Origin of the sequence: Variovorax sp. J2L1-78, assembly GCF_030317205.1 — a bacterium.
GTDB classification, from domain to species: Bacteria; Pseudomonadota; Gammaproteobacteria; order Burkholderiales; family Burkholderiaceae_C; genus Variovorax; species Variovorax arabinosiphilus.
Genome location: NZ_JASZYB010000004.1, coordinates 461,835 through 477,698, shown reverse-complemented (window position 1 = coordinate 477,698; position 15,864 = coordinate 461,835). Strand labels below are relative to the sequence as shown.

Annotated in this window: 17 protein-coding genes; 4 read left to right on the top strand and 13 right to left on the bottom strand. The window is 65.9% G+C overall.

Annotated elements, in window-relative coordinates:
* Positions 1–258 precede the first annotated feature (258 nt).
* The 13 genes from asd to QTH86_RS24935 all read right to left on the bottom strand — a co-directional run bounded on the left by asd (position 259) and on the right by QTH86_RS24935 (position 12,205).
* The gene (gene asd / locus QTH86_RS24995) at positions 259–1,428 is read right to left on the bottom strand and encodes an aspartate-semialdehyde dehydrogenase (RefSeq protein WP_286648872.1); all 1,170 of its coding nucleotides are present in this window, start codon (positions 1,426–1,428) and stop codon (positions 259–261) included.
* Between the two features lie 93 nt (positions 1,429–1,521).
* Positions 1,522–2,610, bottom strand: coding sequence for a 3-isopropylmalate dehydrogenase (leuB, locus tag QTH86_RS24990; protein ID WP_286648871.1), 1,089 nt, complete (start codon positions 2,608–2,610; stop codon positions 1,522–1,524).
* Positions 2,611–2,647: 37 nt separating this feature from the next.
* Positions 2,648–3,298: a 3-isopropylmalate dehydratase small subunit gene (leuD, locus tag QTH86_RS24985; RefSeq protein WP_286648870.1), complete on the bottom strand. Its 651-nt coding sequence runs from the start codon at positions 3,296–3,298 to the stop codon at positions 2,648–2,650.
* Between the two features lie 17 nt (positions 3,299–3,315).
* Positions 3,316–4,737 (bottom strand): 3-isopropylmalate dehydratase large subunit, encoded by a 1,422-nt coding sequence (leuC, locus tag QTH86_RS24980; protein ID WP_286648869.1) that lies wholly within the window; start codon positions 4,735–4,737, stop codon positions 3,316–3,318.
* 38 nt (positions 4,738–4,775) lie between these two features.
* The gene (locus QTH86_RS24975; protein WP_286648868.1) at positions 4,776–5,732 is read right to left on the bottom strand and encodes a LysR family transcriptional regulator; all 957 of its coding nucleotides are present in this window, start codon (positions 5,730–5,732) and stop codon (positions 4,776–4,778) included.
* Between the two features lie 174 nt (positions 5,733–5,906).
* On the bottom strand, positions 5,907–6,047 hold the full coding sequence (locus tag QTH86_RS24970) for an entericidin A/B family lipoprotein (protein ID WP_286648867.1): 141 nt from the start codon (positions 6,045–6,047) through the stop codon (positions 5,907–5,909).
* Positions 6,048–6,210: 163 nt separating this feature from the next.
* Positions 6,211–7,521, bottom strand: a complete 1,311-nt coding sequence (gene gltA, locus QTH86_RS24965) for a citrate synthase (RefSeq protein ID WP_286648866.1) — start codon at positions 7,519–7,521, stop codon at positions 6,211–6,213.
* Positions 7,522–7,576: 55 nt separating this feature from the next.
* A complete protein-coding gene (locus QTH86_RS24960) occupies positions 7,577–7,855 on the bottom strand; it encodes an FAD assembly factor SdhE (protein ID WP_286648865.1) in 279 nt (92 codons plus the stop codon).
* A gap of 19 nt (positions 7,856–7,874) precedes the next feature.
* Positions 7,875–8,576 (bottom strand): succinate dehydrogenase iron-sulfur subunit, encoded by a 702-nt coding sequence (locus QTH86_RS24955; protein ID WP_262072750.1) that lies wholly within the window; start codon positions 8,574–8,576, stop codon positions 7,875–7,877.
* Positions 8,577–8,613: 37 nt separating this feature from the next.
* Complete coding sequence (sdhA, locus tag QTH86_RS24950) at positions 8,614–10,425, bottom strand: succinate dehydrogenase flavoprotein subunit (RefSeq protein WP_286648864.1); 1,812 nt, start codon at positions 10,423–10,425, stop codon at positions 8,614–8,616.
* A 3-nt stretch (positions 10,426–10,428) separates the two neighbouring features.
* Entirely contained in the window at positions 10,429–10,794 is a 366-nt protein-coding gene (gene sdhD / locus QTH86_RS24945; protein WP_286648863.1) for a succinate dehydrogenase, hydrophobic membrane anchor protein, read from the bottom strand.
* 12 nt (positions 10,795–10,806) lie between these two features.
* The gene (sdhC, locus tag QTH86_RS24940; protein ID WP_286648862.1) at positions 10,807–11,253 is read right to left on the bottom strand and encodes a succinate dehydrogenase, cytochrome b556 subunit; all 447 of its coding nucleotides are present in this window, start codon (positions 11,251–11,253) and stop codon (positions 10,807–10,809) included.
* 196 nt (positions 11,254–11,449) lie between these two features.
* A complete protein-coding gene (locus QTH86_RS24935; protein WP_286648861.1) occupies positions 11,450–12,205 on the bottom strand; it encodes a GntR family transcriptional regulator in 756 nt (251 codons plus the stop codon).
* 188 nt (positions 12,206–12,393) lie between these two features.
* On the opposite strand from QTH86_RS24935, the gene QTH86_RS24930 reads away from it, so the two are divergent.
* Genes QTH86_RS24930 through QTH86_RS24915 form a run of 4 tightly spaced genes read left to right on the top strand, consistent with a single transcriptional unit; the run spans position 12,394 to position 15,813 of the window.
* Positions 12,394–13,383, top strand: coding sequence for a malate dehydrogenase (locus tag QTH86_RS24930; protein WP_286648860.1), 990 nt, complete (start codon positions 12,394–12,396; stop codon positions 13,381–13,383).
* A gap of 15 nt (positions 13,384–13,398) precedes the next feature.
* Complete coding sequence (gene tam / locus QTH86_RS24925; RefSeq protein WP_286648859.1) at positions 13,399–14,172, top strand: trans-aconitate 2-methyltransferase; 774 nt, start codon at positions 13,399–13,401, stop codon at positions 14,170–14,172.
* Complete coding sequence (locus QTH86_RS24920) at positions 14,169–15,179, top strand: HpcH/HpaI aldolase/citrate lyase family protein (RefSeq protein ID WP_286648858.1); 1,011 nt, start codon at positions 14,169–14,171, stop codon at positions 15,177–15,179. The genes tam and QTH86_RS24920 overlap by 4 nt, the downstream gene beginning before the upstream one ends.
* 25 nt (positions 15,180–15,204) lie before the next feature.
* Entirely contained in the window at positions 15,205–15,813 is a 609-nt protein-coding gene (locus QTH86_RS24915) for a hypothetical protein (RefSeq protein WP_286648857.1), read from the top strand.
* Positions 15,814–15,864: the final 51 nt, after the last annotated feature.

The following is a 15,864-nucleotide window of genomic DNA, read 5'->3' as shown; positions in this document are numbered from 1 at the left end:
GGCGCTGAGCAATGAGAGCCGGGCACGACCACGTGACGTCGAGTTCAGGCGGGTGGCCGAATCGCGGACCGCAGGCAACGGATGTCTTGTCATGCTGGAAGAGGGGCACCGCGGCCCAAAGTGTAAGAGGACGTTAACACCATCGTTCTGCACTGACAAGGCGACAGGCCCGTTCACCCCAGTGCGCGCCAACTTCGGCATGGTCTACCCGTTGCAGCGGAGCAACGAGCGCCCATTTCTGGGCGTTCGCGTGAGGTTTTACGCGTCCAGCAGGATGCGCAACATGCGGCGCAGCGGCTCCGCAGCGCCCCAGAGCAACTGGTCGCCGATGGTGAAGGCGCCCAGGTACTCCGGCCCCATCGCCAGCTTCCGCAGCCGGCCGACCGGAATGTTCATGGTGCCGGTGACGGCGACGGGCGTCAGGTCCTTGACGGTGGCTTCCCGGGTGTTGGGAACGACCTGGACCCATTCGTTGTCGGCCGCGATCAGCGCCTCGATGTCCGCCAGCGGCACGTTCTTCTTGAGCTTGAAGGTCAGTGCCTGGCTGTGGCAGCGCATGGCGCCGACACGCACGCAGAAACCGTCGACTGGCGTGGCGGCCGTACCGAAGCCGGCGCCCTGGCCCAGGATCTTGTTGGTTTCGGCGCCGCCCTTCCATTCTTCCTTGGACATGCCCCATTCGGCGTCGTCCTGGCTCTTGCCCAGGCCCAGGTCCTTGTCGATCCAGGGGATCAGCGAACCGCCGAGCGGTGCGCCGAAATTGGCGGTTTCGGCCGCGCTGAGGCTCTGCTGCTTGTGCAGCACCTTGCGGTCGATCTCGAGTATGGCGGACTTCGGGTCGTCCAGCAGGGCGCGCACTTCGGCGTTGAGCGTGCCGAACTGCGTCAGCAGCTCACGCATGTGCTGCGCGCCGCCCCCGGACGCGGCCTGGTAGGTCATGCTGGTCATCCACTCGACCAGGCCGGCCTTGTAGAGGGCGCCCACGCCCATCAGCATGCAGCTCACGGTGCAGTTGCCGCCGATCCAGTTCTTGCCGCCCTTGGCGAGCGCGTTCTGGATGACCGGCAGGTTCACCGGGTCGAGCACGATGATCGCGTCGTCCTTCATGCGCAGCGTGGAGGCGGCGTCGATCCAGTGGCCGTTCCAGCCGGCGGCGCGCAGCTTGGGGAAGACCTCGCTGGTGTAGTCGCCGCCCTGACAGGTGATGACGATGTCGCACTTCTTGAGCGACTCGATGTCGTGCGCGTCCTTCAGGGCCGTCTCGTTCTTGGCCATCGCCGGGGCCTTGCCGCCGGCGTTGGAGGTCGAGAAGAACATCGGCTCGATGAGCCCGAAGTCGCCTTCGGCCTGCATGCGGTCCATCAGGACCGAGCCGACCATGCCGCGCCAGCCCACGAGGCCGACCAGAGGTTGAGATGCGTTCGCCATTTCAATATGCCCTTCGAAGAAAAAACTAGGAAATCAGGTTTTCTTGCGCCCGGCTCGTCGAGCCGGGGAGGGGCGTGACGAAGCGGGCTGCGGTTAGCCGGTAATCGTCTTTTTGGTGATCGCTGCAACGACCGCGTCGCCCATCTCGCGGGTGCCGACCCGCTTCGTGCCTTCCGACCAGATGTCGCCCGTGCGCAGCCCGGAGGCGAGCACCGACTTGACCGCCGACTCGATTCGGTCGGCAGCTTCGGGTTGTTGGAGGGAGAAGCGGAGCATCATGGCAGCAGACAGGATTGTAGCCAATGGGTTGGCAACCCCCTTGCCGGCAATGTCGGGCGCGCTGCCGTGGCTGGGCTCGTACAGGCCCTGGCTGCTGGCATTGAGCGACGCCGAGGGCAGCATGCCGATCGAGCCGGTCAGCATGGCGGCCTCGTCGGACAGGATGTCGCCGAACATGTTGCCGGTGACCACCACATCGAACTTCTTCGGTTCCTTGACCAGCTGCATGGCGGCGTTGTCGACGTACATGTGGTCGAGCGCGACGTCCGGGTACTCCTTGCCGACCTCGGTCACGATGTCCTTCCAGAACTGGAAGGTCTCGAGCACGTTGGCCTTGTCGACGCTGGTCACGCGCTTGCTGCGCTTGCGGGCGGCCTCGAAGGCCACGCGGGCGATGCGCTCGACCTCGGGGCGCGAATAGCGCATCGTGTCGAAGGCTTCCTCGGCCCCGGGGAAGTGCCCGTCGACGGCGGTGCGCCGGCCGCGCGGCTGGCCGAAGTAGATGTCGCCGGTCAGCTCGCGAATGATCAGGATGTCGAGGCCCGAGATCAATTCCGGCTTCAGGCTCGACGCGCCCACCAACTGCTCGTAGCAGATGGCCGGCCGGAAGTTGGCGAACAGGCCCAGGTTCTTGCGCAGGCCGAGGATGGCCTGCTCGGGGCGGAACTGGCGCTCGAGCTTGTCGTACTTCCAGTCGCCGACGGCGCCGAACAGCACCGCGTCGGCTTCCTTGGCCAGCTTCAGCGTGGCCTCGGGCAGCGGATGGCCATGCGCGTCGTAGGCGGCGCCGCCCACCAGGGCGGTTTCCATCTCGAAATCGAGCTCGAGCGCGTCGAGCACGCGGATGGCTTCCGCGACGATTTCGGTGCCGATGCCGTCGCCGGGGAGGACTGCGATTTTCATGAAAGGTCTGTCTCGTTCAGGTTGAAAGAAGGGGCGCTCACACCAGCGAAGCCTTGGCCAGCCACGGCTTGGTGGCGAGTCGCTCGGTTTCGAAGGCCTTGATCTTGTCCCTCTTCTGCAGCGTGAGGCCGATGTCGTCGAGGCCGTTGATCAGGCAGTACTTGCGGAAGGCCTGCACCTCGAAGCCGAGCTCGGTGCCGTCCGGCTTGACGATCACCTGGCGTTCCAGGTCGACCGTGAGCGTGTAGCCCGGGAACGCGAAGGTCTCGTCGAACAACTGGGCGACCTGCGCCTCGGGCAGCACGATCGGCAGCAGGCCGTTCTTGAAGCTGTTGTTGAAGAAGATGTCGGCATAGCTCGGCGCGATGATGGCGCGAAAGCCGTACTGGTCGAGTGCCCACGGCGCATGCTCGCGCGAGGAACCGCAGCCGAAGTTCTTGCGCGCCAGCAGCACCGAGGCGCCCGCGTAGCGCGGCTGGTTCAGCACGAAGTCCGGGTTCGGCTTGCGGCTGGCCGGGTCCTGGCCCGGCTCGCCGTGGTCGAGATAGCGCCACTCGTCGAAGAGGTTCGGGCCGAAGCCGGTCTTCTTGATCGACTTCAGGAACTGCTTGGGAATGATCGCGTCGGTGTCGACGTTCTCGCGGTCCATCGGTGCCACGAGGCCCTTGTGCACGGTGAATTTCTGCATGGTGTGTCTCTCCTGGCTCAGGCGAATTGGCGGACGTCGACGAAATGGCCGTGCACCGCGGCGGCGGCGGCCATCGCCGGGCTCACCAGGTGCGTGCGGCCGCCGGCACCCTGCCGGCCTTCGAAGTTGCGGTTGCTGGTGCTGGCGCAGCGCTCGCCCGGCTCCAGCCGGTCGGCGTTCATGGCCAAGCACATCGAGCAGCCCGGTTCGCGCCACTCGAAGCCGGCGGCCTTGAAGATGAGGTCGAGGCCTTCGCGCTCGGCCTGTTCCTTCACCAGGCCCGAGCCCGGCACGACCATCGCGAGCTTGACGTTCTTCGCGACCTTCTGGCCGAGCTTCTTCACGACCGCAGCGGCTTCACGCATGTCCTCGATGCGGCTGTTGGTGCAGGAGCCGATGAACACCTTGTCGATGAAGATGTCGTTCATCGGCTTGTTCGGCTCGAGACCCATGTAGACCAGGGCACGCTCGATGGCGCCGCGCTTGTTGGCGTCCTTTTCCTTGTCGGGGTCGGGCACGCGGCCGTCGATGGGCATCACCATCTCGGGCGAGGTGCCCCAGGTGACCTGCGGCAGGATCTGCGTCGCGTCGAGTTCGACCACCTGGTCGAAGTGCGCGCCGGGGTCCGACTGCAGCGTCTTCCAGTACGTCACGGCGTGGTCCCATTCGACGCCGGTGGGCGCCAGGGGACGGCCCTTCACATAGGCGATGGTCTTCTCGTCCACCGCGACGAGGCCCGCGCGCGCACCGGCCTCGATCGCCATGTTGCACACCGTCATGCGGCCTTCCATGCTCAGGTCGCGGATGGCGGAGCCGGCGAACTCGATCGTGTAGCCCGTGCCGCCGGCGGTGCCGATGCGGCCGATGATCGCCAGCACGATGTCCTTGGCGGTGCAGCCCATCGGCAGCTTGCCTTCGACCTTCACCAACAGGTTCTTGGCCTTCTTGGCCAGCAGCGTCTGCGTGGCCATCACGTGCTCGACCTCGCTGGTGCCGATGCCGTGCGCCAGCGCGCCGAAGGCGCCGTGCGTGGAGGTGTGCGAGTCGCCGCACACCACCGTCATGCCCGGCAGCGTGGCACCCGACTCGGGGCCGATCACGTGCACGATGCCCTGGCGCTTGGAGAGGAACGGATAGAAGGCGGCGGCACCGAACTCGGCGATGTTGCTGTCGAGCGTGGTGATCTGTTCCTTGCTGATCGGGTCGGTGATGCCGTCGTAGCCGAGCTCCCAGTGGGTCGTCGGCGTGTTGTGGTCGGCGGTGGCCACCACCGAGCTGATGCGCCAGAGCTTCCGGCCGGCCACGCGCAGGCCCTCGAAGGCCTGGGGGCTGGTCACTTCGTGCACCAGGTGCCGGTCGATGTAGAGGATCGACGTGCCGTCTTCCTCGGTGTGGACGACGTGTTCGTCCCAGAGCTTGTCGTAGAGCGTGCGTGCCATGACTGTCTTCTTTCGTGGGGGAGGGTGAGGGTCCGTGCTCAGGCGGCGAGCCCGAGCGTTTCTTGTTCGGAGGCGGCGCCGGATGCCTGCAGGTGCGCCACCAGCGCACGCGCGGCCACCGGCAGCGTCGAGAAATCGCGCGCGACGAGCCGGATCTCGCGGCGCGCCCAGGCGTCGGTCAGCTCGACGCTGACCAGCCGCTGGCCGATGCCGCCGCGCATCAGCTCGAAGGCATGGCCCGGCATCACGCCGATGCCCAGGCCGTTCTCGATCATCCGGCACATGGCATCGAGGCCGGTCACGTGGATGCGCAGCTTGATGCTGCGGCCCGCGTCCAGCGCGGCCTGTCGCGTGGCCACATAGATCGAGCTGTTCGTGTGCAGGCCGACGTGGTCGTAGTCCAGCGAATCCGCGAAGGCGATCGCGTTGCGGCCGGCCAATGCGTGGTCGGCCGGCACGATCAGCACGAGCCGGTCGTGCCGGTAGGGCAGGCTCTGCAGGTCGCTGCCGCCGTCGCCGGCGTGGCAGATGCCCAGGTCGGCCGCGCCCTCGTGCACCGCGCGCAGCACCTCGGTGCTCAGATGCTCCTCGAGATCGATCTTGATTTCTTCGTGGTCGCGGCGAAAGGCGCCCAGATCCTCCGGCAGGAACTGCACGATGGCCGAGATGTTCGCGTGCACCCGAACGTGGCCGCGCACGCCGTCGGCGTATTCGCTCAGTTCGCCCTGCATCTTCTCCAGGCTGTAGAGCACCGAACGCGCGTGGTGCAGCAGGCTCTCGCCGGCGGGTGTGAGGTCGACCCCGCGCGCATGGCGATACAAGAGCGGCGTGCCCAGCGTGGCCTCGAGGTCGGACAGCCGCTTGCTGATGGCCGACGCCGCGATGAACTCCCGCTCCGCCGCGCGCCCGATGCTGCCCAGCTCGCACACCGCCACGTAGAGCTGGAGCGAGGTCAGGTCGATTCGGCGGGCGAAGGTCCGTTCGGACGCGGTCACGGCATCGTGGAGGGAGAGGTGGGGGTGTGTATTCTCCTTGAGAGCGCTACTTCTTGCCATCGTGATCCGAGATGACTTCGCTGCCAGGCCGAGATGAGAGCGGCGCAACGGCGCACCGCCATGAAAAAAGCGGGCTCAAGGCCCGCTTTTTCTATGACATGACCGAATCAAGTCTTACTGGCGCTTCTTGGCCGCGTCTTCCATCTTCTCGCCACCCTTCTGGATGTCCTGACCTGCGCCCTTGACGGTGTTGCAGCCGGCCAGCGGCACGCCGAATGCGAAGACGACGGCGATCATTGCGGTAAGTTTCTTCATGACAGAACTCCTTCGAGCAGTTTGTTGACGGTAATGAGCGTGGAGTCACCCTCCGTCAACGAAGTTATCGAAGCCACCCTGCCGCTTCTGTCAGCCAAGACGCAAAAAAGCTGCCCGCAGGCAGCTTTCGGGGTCGAAGGCCGGTGCGGCCTTCCACAGGGCATCAACGCTGGGCGATGGGCTTCACGTCGCGCGGGGTCGAGCCTTCGAACAGCTGGCGCGGACGGCCGATCTTGTACTCCGGGTCGCCGATCATCTCGTTCAGTTGAGCGATCCAGCCCACCGTGCGGGCCAGCGCGAACACGGCGGTGAACAGCGGCACCGGGATGCCGATGGCGCGCTGCACGATGCCCGAGTAGAAGTCGACGTTCGGGTAGAGCTTGCGCGACACGAAGTACTCGTCTTCCAGGGCGATCTTCTCGAGGGCCATGGCCAGCTTGAAGAGCGGGTCGTTTTCCAGGCCCAGTTCGCTCAGCACTTCCTTGCAGGTTTCCTGCATCAGCTTGGCGCGCGGGTCGTAGTTCTTGTACACGCGGTGGCCGAAGCCCATCAGCTTGACGTTGGAGTTCTTGTCCTTCACCTGCTTGATGAACTCGCCGATCTTCTCAACGCCGCCCGCCTTCTGGATGTCGTAGAGCATGTTGAGCGCCGCCTCGTTGGCGCCGCCGTGCGCCGGGCCCCAGAGGCAGGCCACGCCCGCTGCGATCGCCGCGAAGGGGTTGGTGCCCGACGAGCCGCACAGGCGCACGGTCGAGGTCGATGCGTTCTGTTCGTGGTCGGCGTGCAGGGTGAAGATGCGGTCGAGCGCGCGCTCGAGCACCGGGCTCACCTTGTACTCTTCGCACGGCGTCGCGAACATCATGTGCAGGAAGTTGCCCGCGTAGCTCAGGTCGTTGCGCGGGTACATGTACGGCTGGCCGATCGTGTACTTGTACGCCATGGCCACCAGGGTCGGCATCTTGGCGATCAGGCGGATCGCCGCGATCTCGCGGTGCTTCGGGTTGTTGATGTCCGTGCTGTCGTGATAGAAGGCCGACAGGGCGCCGACCAGGCCGGTCATGATGGCCATCGGGTGCGCGTCGCGGCGGAAACCGCGCAGGAAGAACTGCATCTGCTCGTTGACCATCGTGTGGTTGCTCACGAGCTTGGTGAAGTCCCGCTTCTTGTCGGCGTCCGGCAGTTCTCCGTACAGCAGCAGGTGGCAGGTCTCGAGAAAGTCGCAGTTGGTGGCGAGTTGCTCGATCGGGTAGCCGCGGTAGAGCAATTCGCCCTTGTCGCCGTCGATGTACGTGATGGCCGACTGGCACGACGCCGTCGACATGAAGCCCGGGTCGTACGTGAACATACCGGTCTGTGCGTACAGCTTGCGGATGTCGATCACGTCGGGGCCCATCGTGCCCTTGTAGACCGGCAGGTCGACGTTGTCCCCGCCGTTGCTGAACGACAGGGTGGCTTTGGTGTCGGAGGCTTTCATTTCGACTTTCTTTCTCTTGAGATTGATGTTCGGGAAGACTTGAACAGGCGCGTCGTCAGACGCGCATCAGCCGCAGCAGTTCGACCACGTCCGCCCCGGCCCATGCGGGCTCGGGCTCCTTTCGCTGCAAAAGGAGGTCGAGCAGATCGTGATCCGACAGATCCATCAATGTCTCCATCGCCTTGGCCTGGCGCACGGTCAGGCGGCTTTCGTGCTGCTCGAAGAAGCGTGCAATGAAAAGGTCGTTTTCCAGCAGGCCGCGACGCGTGCGCCATTTCAGCTTGCTGAGCGCGCGAACGTCCAGCGGCTGGTCGAGGTCGGCGGCGGCGTGCATAGGGCTGATTCTTCCCGGTTCAGATGGCGCGACGCACCATCAGTTCCTTGATCTTGCCGATGGCCTTCGTCGGATTCAAGTTCTTTGGGCACACGTCCACGCAGTTCATGATCGTGTGGCAGCGGAACAGGCGGTACGGATCTTCGAGGTTGTCCAGGCGCTCGGCGGTGGCTTCGTCGCGGCTGTCGGCGATGAAGCGGTAGGCCTGCAGCAGACCGGCGGGGCCGACGAACTTGTCCGGATTCCACCAGAAGCTCGGGCAGCTCGTCGAGCAGCTCGCGCACAGGATGCACTCGTAGAGGCCGTCGAGCTCTTCACGCTCTTCGGGGCTCTGCAGGCGTTCCTTCTCGGGCGGCACGTTGTCGTTCTGCAGGTACGGCTTGATCGAGTTGTACTGCTTGAAGAACTGCGTCATGTCGACGATCAGGTCGCGGATCACCGGCAGGCCGGGCAGCGGCTTGAGCACGACGGTGCCCTTGAGCGTGTTCATGTTGGTCAGGCAGGCCAGACCGTTCTTGCCGTTGATGTTCATCGCGTCGGAGCCGCAGACGCCTTCGCGGCAGGAGCGGCGGAACGACAGCGTCGGGTCCTGCGCCTTGAGCTTCATCAGGGCGTCGAGCAGCATGCGTTCGTGGCCGTCGAGTTCGATCTCGATGGTCTGCATGTAGGGCTTCGCGTCCTTGTCCGGGTCGTAGCGATAGATCTGGAATGTGCGCTTCATCGTGATGACCTTGTGAGTGCTTTTTGTGAGCTGGGCGTTAGAACGTACGGACCTTGGGCGGCACGCTGTCGACGGTCAGGGGCTTCAAACGGACGGGTTTGTAGGCCAGGCGGTTGCCTTCGCTGTACCACAGCGTGTGCTTCATCCAGTTCTTGTCGTCGCGGCCCAGCGGGGCGACCGGGTCGTCGGCGGGGCGTTCGTAGTCTTCCACCGTGTGGGCGCCGCGGCATTCGGTGCGGGCTGCTGCGGAGATCATCGTGGCCTGGGCCACTTCGATCAGGTTGTCGACTTCCAGCGCTTCGATGCGCGCGGTGTTGAACACGCGCGACTTGTCCTTGAGCGTGATCGCCTTGACGCGCTCGCGCACCTGGGCGATCTTGCCTACGCCTTCGTTCATGGATGCCTGCTTGCGGAACACCGCCGCGTGCTGCTGCATCACGGTGCGGATCTCGTTGGCCACGTCCTGCGCGTACTCGCCGCTGGTCGAGGCCTCGAGCTGGTTCAGGCGCTCCAGCGTGCGGTCGGCCGCATCGGCGGGCAGCGGCTTGTGCTCTTTCAGCTTGTCGTTGAACTGGACGATGTGGTTGCCCGCCGCGCGGCCGAAGACCAGCAGGTCGAGCAGCGAGTTGGTGCCCAGGCGGTTGGCGCCGTGCACGCTCACGCATGAGCATTCGCCCACGGCGTAGAGCCCGTTGACCGCCACGCTCTGGTTGTCCGCATCCTGCAGCACGACCTGGCCGTTGATGTTGGTCGGGATGCCGCCCATCTGGTAGTGGATGGTCGGCACGACCGGGATCGGCTCCTTCGTGACGTCGACGTTCGCGAAGTTGATGCCGATTTCGTACACCGAGGGCAGCCGCTTGTGGATGGTGTCGGCGCCCAGGTGGTCGAGCTTCATGTGGATGTAGTCCTTGTTGGGACCACAGCCGCGACCTTCCTTGATCTCCTGGTCCATCGAGCGCGACACGAAGTCGCGTGGTGCCAGGTCCTTCATGGTCGGCGCATAGCGCTCCATGAAGCGTTCGCCGTTGCTGTTGAGCAGGATGGCGCCTTCGCCGCGGCAGCCTTCGGTCAGCAGCACGCCGGCACCGGCCACGCCGGTCGGGTGGAACTGCCAGAACTCCATGTCCTGCAGCGGAATGCCCGAACGCGCGGCCATGCCCAGGCCGTCGCCGGTGTTGATGAAGGCGTTGGTCGAGGCCTGGAAGATCCGGCCGGCGCCGCCGGTGGCCAGCAGCACGGTCTTGGCCTGCAGGATGTGCAGGTCGCCAGTTTCCATTTCCAGCGCGGTCACGCCGACCACGTCGCCTTCGGCGTCGCGGATCAGGTCGAGCGCCATCCATTCGACGAAGAACTGCGTGCGGGCCTCGACGTTCTTCTGGTAGAGCGTGTGCAGCATCGCGTGGCCGGTCCGATCGGCCGCGGCGCAGGCGCGCTGCACCGGCTTCTCGCCGTAGTTGGCCGTGTGGCCGCCGAACGGACGCTGGTAGATCGTGCCGTCGGGGTTGCGGTCGAAGGGCATGCCGAAGTGTTCGAGCTCGTACACGACCTTCGGGGCTTCGCGGCACATGAACTCGATCGCGTCCTGGTCGCCGAGCCAGTCGGAGCCCTTGATCGTGTCGTAGAAGTGGTAGTGCCAGTTGTCCTCGCTCATGTTGCCGAGCGATGCACCCACGCCGCCTTGTGCAGCGACGGTGTGCGAACGGGTCGGGAACACCTTGGAGAGCACGGCCACGTTGAGGCCGGCGCGCGCCAGTTGCAGCGAGGCACGCATGCCCGAGCCGCCGGCGCCGACGATGACGACGTCGAACTTGCGTTTGGTGATTTGGTCTTTGGTATAGGCAGTCATGGGTCAGAGTCTCCAGAGCACTTGAATGGCCCAACCCGCGCAACCCACAAGCCAGACGATCGTGAAAATTTGCAGGGCAAGGCGAATGGCGACGGGCTGGACGTAGTCCATCCAGACATCGCGCATGCCCACCCATACGTGGTAGAGGATCGAAGCGATCACCACGAAGGTCAGAACCTTCATCCATTGGGCCGAGAAGATGCCCGACCAGGTGTCGTAGCCGATGGGGCCGCGCGAGAAGAGCAACTGCGCCAGCACGAGGATGGTGAAGAGGGCCATCAGGCCGCCGGTGATGCGCTGGCTGAGCCAGTCGCGCAGACCGTAGTGCGCACCGACGACGATGCGTTTGGAGCCGTAATTCACAGACATGTCAGCTCCTTCTCAGTACAGGCCGAAGAGCTTCGCGCCGAGAACGACGGTCAGCAGGATGCTCAGGGCGAGCGTGGCGATGGCGGAGCTCTTGCCGAACTCCTTGTTGACGGCGGCGTGGCTCACGTCCATCCACAGGTGGCGCAGGCCGGCGATGAAGTGGTGCAGGTAGGCCCAGATCAGTGCCAGCGCGACCAGTTTCAGGAACCAGCCCGGCGCGAAGCCCAGGCCGCTGTTGAAGGCGGCCTTGAAGCGTGCGAACGAGATCTCGGAAGACACCGAGGTGTCGAACATCCAGATGATGAACGGCAGCAGCAGGAACATCAGCACGCCGCTGACGCGGTGCAGGATCGAGACGATGCCGGCGGGCGGAAGGCGGTAGGTGGTGAGGTCGGTGAAGGCATTGATGTTGCGGAACTCGCGTCTCGGCGGACGGGGTGTTTTGGCAAGCTCGGTCATGGGGGCTTTCGTTGCTTTTCGGGGGTGGCTGCTTGTCTTCGTCGGAAATGCAAACAACGCAAAATTCTATTGCAATGCACCATCGGGCAGCGGACGCCACCGCGTCACCGCACTGGAATGGTCGGACGCTGCCGCGTCCGATGCGTTGTTGGCGGGCAGGCTGCTCCCTGCCGGTGCGTGGTGTCGGCAGTGCATCTCAGCCCAGATCGTTGCGGTAGTGGTGGGTGTCGGTGCGGTAGAGGCCGCGCCGAAGCTCCATCGGGGTGTCGTTGTAGGTGTGCGCGACGCGCTCGACACTCAGCAGCGGCGTGTTGGCGGCCACATCGAGCAGCAGGGCCTGTTCGGCATCGGGCAGCACGGCACGGATCTTTTCCTCGGCGCGCACCATGCGCACGCCGAACTCCGCCTCGAACATCGCGTACATGGGGCCGCGCGATGCGCGCAGGCGCTCGGCGGTGAGGCCCTTGAACGGCGCGCCGGGCAGCCAGAGGTCTTCGAGGATGGTCGGGACCCCGGCGTACGCCAGCACGCGGCGCACCTGCAGCACGGCGTCGCCGGTGCGCAGCGCCAGCGCGCGCGCCACGTCGGCCGAGGCGCGCAGCCGTTTGCAGTCGACGATGGTCCGCTCGGCCGGGCCTTCGGCGGCGGTGTCGCCGCTGTCGGGCACCAGCTTCAGGAAGCGGTACTGCACCTGCTGCTCGGCATGGGTGGCGACAAAGGTGCCCTTGCCCTGACGCCGCAGCACGAGGTTCTCGGCGGCAAGTTCGTCGATGGCCTTTCGCACCGTGCCCTGGCTCACGCGGAAGCGTGCGGCCAGGTCCATCTCGCTCGGGATCGGTTCGCCGGGCTTCCATTCGCCCGCCTGCAGGCTCTGCAGGATCAGCGCCTTGATCTGCTGGTACAGCGGACTGAAGGACGGCGTGGCGGGGTCGGGAAGGGTGGGCGTGCTCATGGGGGTTCGCTCGCCTCGCGGCGCGCTGACGGGCTGTATCTTATATAAGACATAAGACGTGTGTGCCGAAAACTGCGAATCGGCATAAAATGCGAGGCTGTTCCGCCACACGGGTCCGCCCGCTGCGGGCACCCGGGCAGCCGCCGTGCTGGCCGACACCGTCCTCACCATCTTCTGGAGTCTTTCCCATGAGCAAAAAGCCCGTTCGCGTTGCCGTCACCGGCGCCGCCGGCCAAATCGGTTACGCCCTGTTGTTCCGCATCGCTTCCGGCGAAATGCTCGGCAAGGACCAGCCCGTCATCCTGCAGTTGCTCGAAATCCCCGACGAGAAGGCCCAGAAGGCGCTCAAGGGCGTGATGATGGAACTCGACGACTGCGCGTTCCCGCTGCTCGCCGGCATGGAAGCGCACGGCGACCCGATGACCGCCTTCAAGGACGCCGACTACGCGCTGCTGGTCGGTTCGCGTCCGCGCGGCCCGGGCATGGAACGTGCCGAACTGCTGGCCGTCAACGGCGCCATCTTCACCGCCCAGGGTGCTGCACTGAACGCCGTCGCCAGCCGCAACGTCAAGGTGCTGGTGGTGGGCAACCCCGCCAACACCAACGCCTACATCGCAATGAAGAGCGCGCCCGACCTGCCGCGCAAGAACTTCACCGCCATGCTGCGCCTGGACCACAACCGCGCTGCGAGCCAGATCGCTGCCAAGACCGGCAAGGCCGTGGCCGACATCGAGAAGCTCACCGTCTGGGGCAACCACTCGCCCACGATGTACGCCGACTACCGCTTCGCGACCATCAACGGCGAGTCCGTCGCCAAGATGATCAACGACCAGGAATGGAACGCCAACACCTTCCTGCCGACCGTCGGCAAGCGCGGCGCGGCCATCATCGAGGCGCGCGGCCTGTCGTCGGCCGCTTCGGCCGCCAACGCTGCCATCGACCACATGCGCGACTGGGCCCTGGGCACCAACGGCAAGTGGGTCACGATGGGCATCCCGTCGGACGGCCAGTACGGCATTCCGAAGGACGTCATGTTCGGCTTCCCGGTCACCTGCGAGAACGGCGAATACAAGGTCGTCGAAGGTCTGGCCATCGATGCCTTCAGCCAGGAGCGCATCGACAAGACGCTCAAGGAGCTGACGGACGAGCAAGCCGGCGTGGCCCACCTGGTCAAGTAAGCACGGCCCACGTCGATGCTCGATTGGAACCCCGCGCTCTACACCCGCTACGAGGATGAGCGCACCCGCCCGGCGGCCGAGCTGCTGGCGCGCGTTCCGCTGGCGGAGGCGGCCCGTGTGGTCGACCTCGGTTGTGGCCCGGGCAATTCCACCGAGTTGCTGGCACGCCGCTTCCCGCAAGCGGACATGCTGGGCATCGACAACTCCGAGGCCATGCTGGTCAGCGCGCGCAAGCGGCTGCCGCAGGCCCGGTTCGAATTCGGTGACATCGGCCGCTGGACGCCCGATGTTGCCCCCGATCTCATTTACGCCAATGCGGCGCTGCAATGGGTCCCGGATCACGAGACGCTGGTCCCGCGCCTGTTCGCCGCCCTGGCCCCCGGTGGCGTGCTCGCCATCCAGATGCCCGACAACCGGGCCGAACCCACGCACCGCCTGATGCGCGAAGTCGCGTCCGAAGCGCCGTGGAAAGAGCCCATCGGCGACGCCGACAGGCTGCGCACCGAACTGCTGAAACTGGGCGGTTACTACGACCTGCTGGCCCGCGATGCCGCCCATGTCGACGTGTGGCACACCATCTACCAGCACCCGATGGCATCGGCCGCGGCCATCGTCGAATGGGTGAGCAGCACCGGGCTCAAGCCCTTCGTCGACCCGCTCGACGCCGCGCTGAAGGCGAGCTATCTCGCAACCTACGAACACCGCATCGCGCAGGCCTATCCGCCGCGCGCGGATGGAAAGCTGCTGCTGGCCTTCCCGCGCATGTTCATCGTGGCCCGCAAGGCATGAGCGCTTCGCCCACCCCCACATCCCACCCGCGCGACGTGCTGCTGGGCGCGCAGGCCGGGGCCGTCGTGCTGCCGGTGTGCGACCACTACAGCGGCGTCGAGGCGCGCATGAAGAAGAGCCTCGCGCTCCAGGCCGAGATGGCCGAGGAATTCGGCGCCTGCGTGTTCGACGTGACGCTGGACTGCGAAGACGGCGCCCCCGTGGGCGGCGAGGCCGAGCATGCGCAACTCGTCACCGAATTGGCGCTGGCCGCTGCGCCGGCGATGCGCGTCGGTGTGCGCGTGCACCCGGTCGACCACGCGGCCTTCGAAGCCGACATCGCCACCATCGCCGGCCGCGCCGGCCGGCGACTGAGCCACCTGATGGTGCCCAAGGTCGAATCCGTCGCCGACGTGGCCCAGGCCGCCAAGGCGCTCGATGCCGCCGGCGCGGGCGATCTGCCCCTGCACGTGCTCATCGAGTCGCCGCTGGCCGTGCACCGCGCCTTCGACATCGCCGCCCATCCACGCGTGCAGTCGCTGAGCTTCGGGCTGATGGACTTCGTGTCGGCCCATGCCGGCGCCATCCCGGCCGACGGCATGGGCGCCCTCGGCCAGTTCACCCATCCCCTCGTGGTGCGCGCCAAGCTCGCCATCGCCTCGGCCGCCCACGCCCACGGCAAGGTGCCCTCGCACTGCGTCGTGACCGAGTTCAGCAACGCCCTGGCCCTGCGGGCCGCGGCGAAGCGGGCGGCCGACGAGTTCGGCTACACCCGCATGTGGAGCATCCACCCGAGCCAGATCCGTCCGATCCTCGAGGCCTTCGCGCCCGATGAGGGCCGGATCGACCTGGCCACCCGCATCGTCGATGCCGCCATACGCCAGAATTGGGCCCCTGTCAGCATCGACGGGACGCTCCACGACCGCGCGAGCTACCGCCATTTCTGGCAGGTGCTCGAACGCGCCCATGCCACAGGCCGACCGCTGCCCGCCGAGGCGCAGGCCTGGTTCGACGCGCCGAAACACTGACCTTCATCCCCCAAGGAAACACCCCATGAACAAGACCCTCGCACTGATCGCTGCCGCCGCGCTGGCGCTGCCCCTGGCCGCCAACGCACAGACCGCTTCACAGACCAACACGCCGGCCAAGCCGGCTGCCAAGGCCGCCGCCAAGCCGGCCGCCAAGCCCACCACGACCGCCGCCAAGAAGCGCCAGGTGACGCCCCGCGCCGCCAAGGCCGTCGAAGAAGTCACGCCGATCGATACCAGCACCGACATCACGCTGAATGAGGCTGACCTCGCAGTTGCTCAGCGCGTCTACACCGGCAAGATCCAGTGCGAACTGGGTGCCGACGTGACCATCACCGCCGACGACAAGAAGGTCGGCTTCTTCACCGTGTCGACCAAGGGCGCGCGCTATCGCATGCACCCGGTCGAAAGCCGCACCGGCGCCATCCGCCTGGAGGACCCGAAGGCGGGCGCGATGTGGCTGCAGATCGCCAACAAGTCGATGCTGATGAACCAGAAGCAGGGCCTGCGCCTGGCCGACGAGTGCATGGCACCGGCGCAGCTCGCCTTTGCCGAGGAAATGAAGAAGAACCCGCCCAAGAGCCTGTTCGAGGCGCCCGACGCCGCGCCGACGGGCGCTGCCGGGAAGAAGTAAGCCCATCGCTGGACGGTGCGGCTCTTGCTAGAGGAGCGGCACCGCCTGCCG

Excerpts from the sequence above, each read along its gene's own strand:
- asd (WP_286648872.1), bottom strand. The coding sequence starts at position 1,428 with ATGGCGAACGCATCTCAACCTCTGGTCGGCCTCGTGGGCTGGCGCGGC.
- leuB (WP_286648871.1), bottom strand. The coding sequence starts at position 2,610 with ATGAAAATCGCAGTCCTCCCCGGCGACGGCATCGGCACCGAAATCGTC.
- leuD (WP_286648870.1), bottom strand. The coding sequence starts at position 3,298 with ATGCAGAAATTCACCGTGCACAAGGGCCTCGTGGCACCGATGGACCGC.
- leuC (WP_286648869.1), bottom strand. The coding sequence starts at position 4,737 with ATGGCACGCACGCTCTACGACAAGCTCTGGGACGAACACGTCGTCCAC.
- QTH86_RS24970 (WP_286648867.1), bottom strand. The coding sequence starts at position 6,047 with ATGAAGAAACTTACCGCAATGATCGCCGTCGTCTTCGCATTCGGCGTG.
- gltA (WP_286648866.1), bottom strand. The coding sequence starts at position 7,521 with ATGAAAGCCTCCGACACCAAAGCCACCCTGTCGTTCAGCAACGGCGGG.
- QTH86_RS24960 (WP_286648865.1), bottom strand. The coding sequence starts at position 7,855 with ATGCACGCCGCCGCCGACCTCGACCAGCCGCTGGACGTTCGCGCGCTC.
- QTH86_RS24955 (WP_262072750.1), bottom strand. The coding sequence starts at position 8,576 with ATGAAGCGCACATTCCAGATCTATCGCTACGACCCGGACAAGGACGCG.
- sdhA (WP_286648864.1), bottom strand. The coding sequence starts at position 10,425 with ATGACTGCCTATACCAAAGACCAAATCACCAAACGCAAGTTCGACGTC.
- sdhD (WP_286648863.1), bottom strand. The coding sequence starts at position 10,794 with ATGTCTGTGAATTACGGCTCCAAACGCATCGTCGTCGGTGCGCACTAC.
- sdhC (WP_286648862.1), bottom strand. The coding sequence starts at position 11,253 with ATGACCGAGCTTGCCAAAACACCCCGTCCGCCGAGACGCGAGTTCCGC.
- QTH86_RS24935 (WP_286648861.1), bottom strand. The coding sequence starts at position 12,205 with ATGAGCACGCCCACCCTTCCCGACCCCGCCACGCCGTCCTTCAGTCCG.
- QTH86_RS24930 (WP_286648860.1), top strand. The coding sequence starts at position 12,394 with ATGAGCAAAAAGCCCGTTCGCGTTGCCGTCACCGGCGCCGCCGGCCAA.
- tam (WP_286648859.1), top strand. The coding sequence starts at position 13,399 with ATGCTCGATTGGAACCCCGCGCTCTACACCCGCTACGAGGATGAGCGC.
- QTH86_RS24920 (WP_286648858.1), top strand. The coding sequence starts at position 14,169 with ATGAGCGCTTCGCCCACCCCCACATCCCACCCGCGCGACGTGCTGCTG.
- QTH86_RS24915 (WP_286648857.1), top strand. The coding sequence starts at position 15,205 with ATGAACAAGACCCTCGCACTGATCGCTGCCGCCGCGCTGGCGCTGCCC.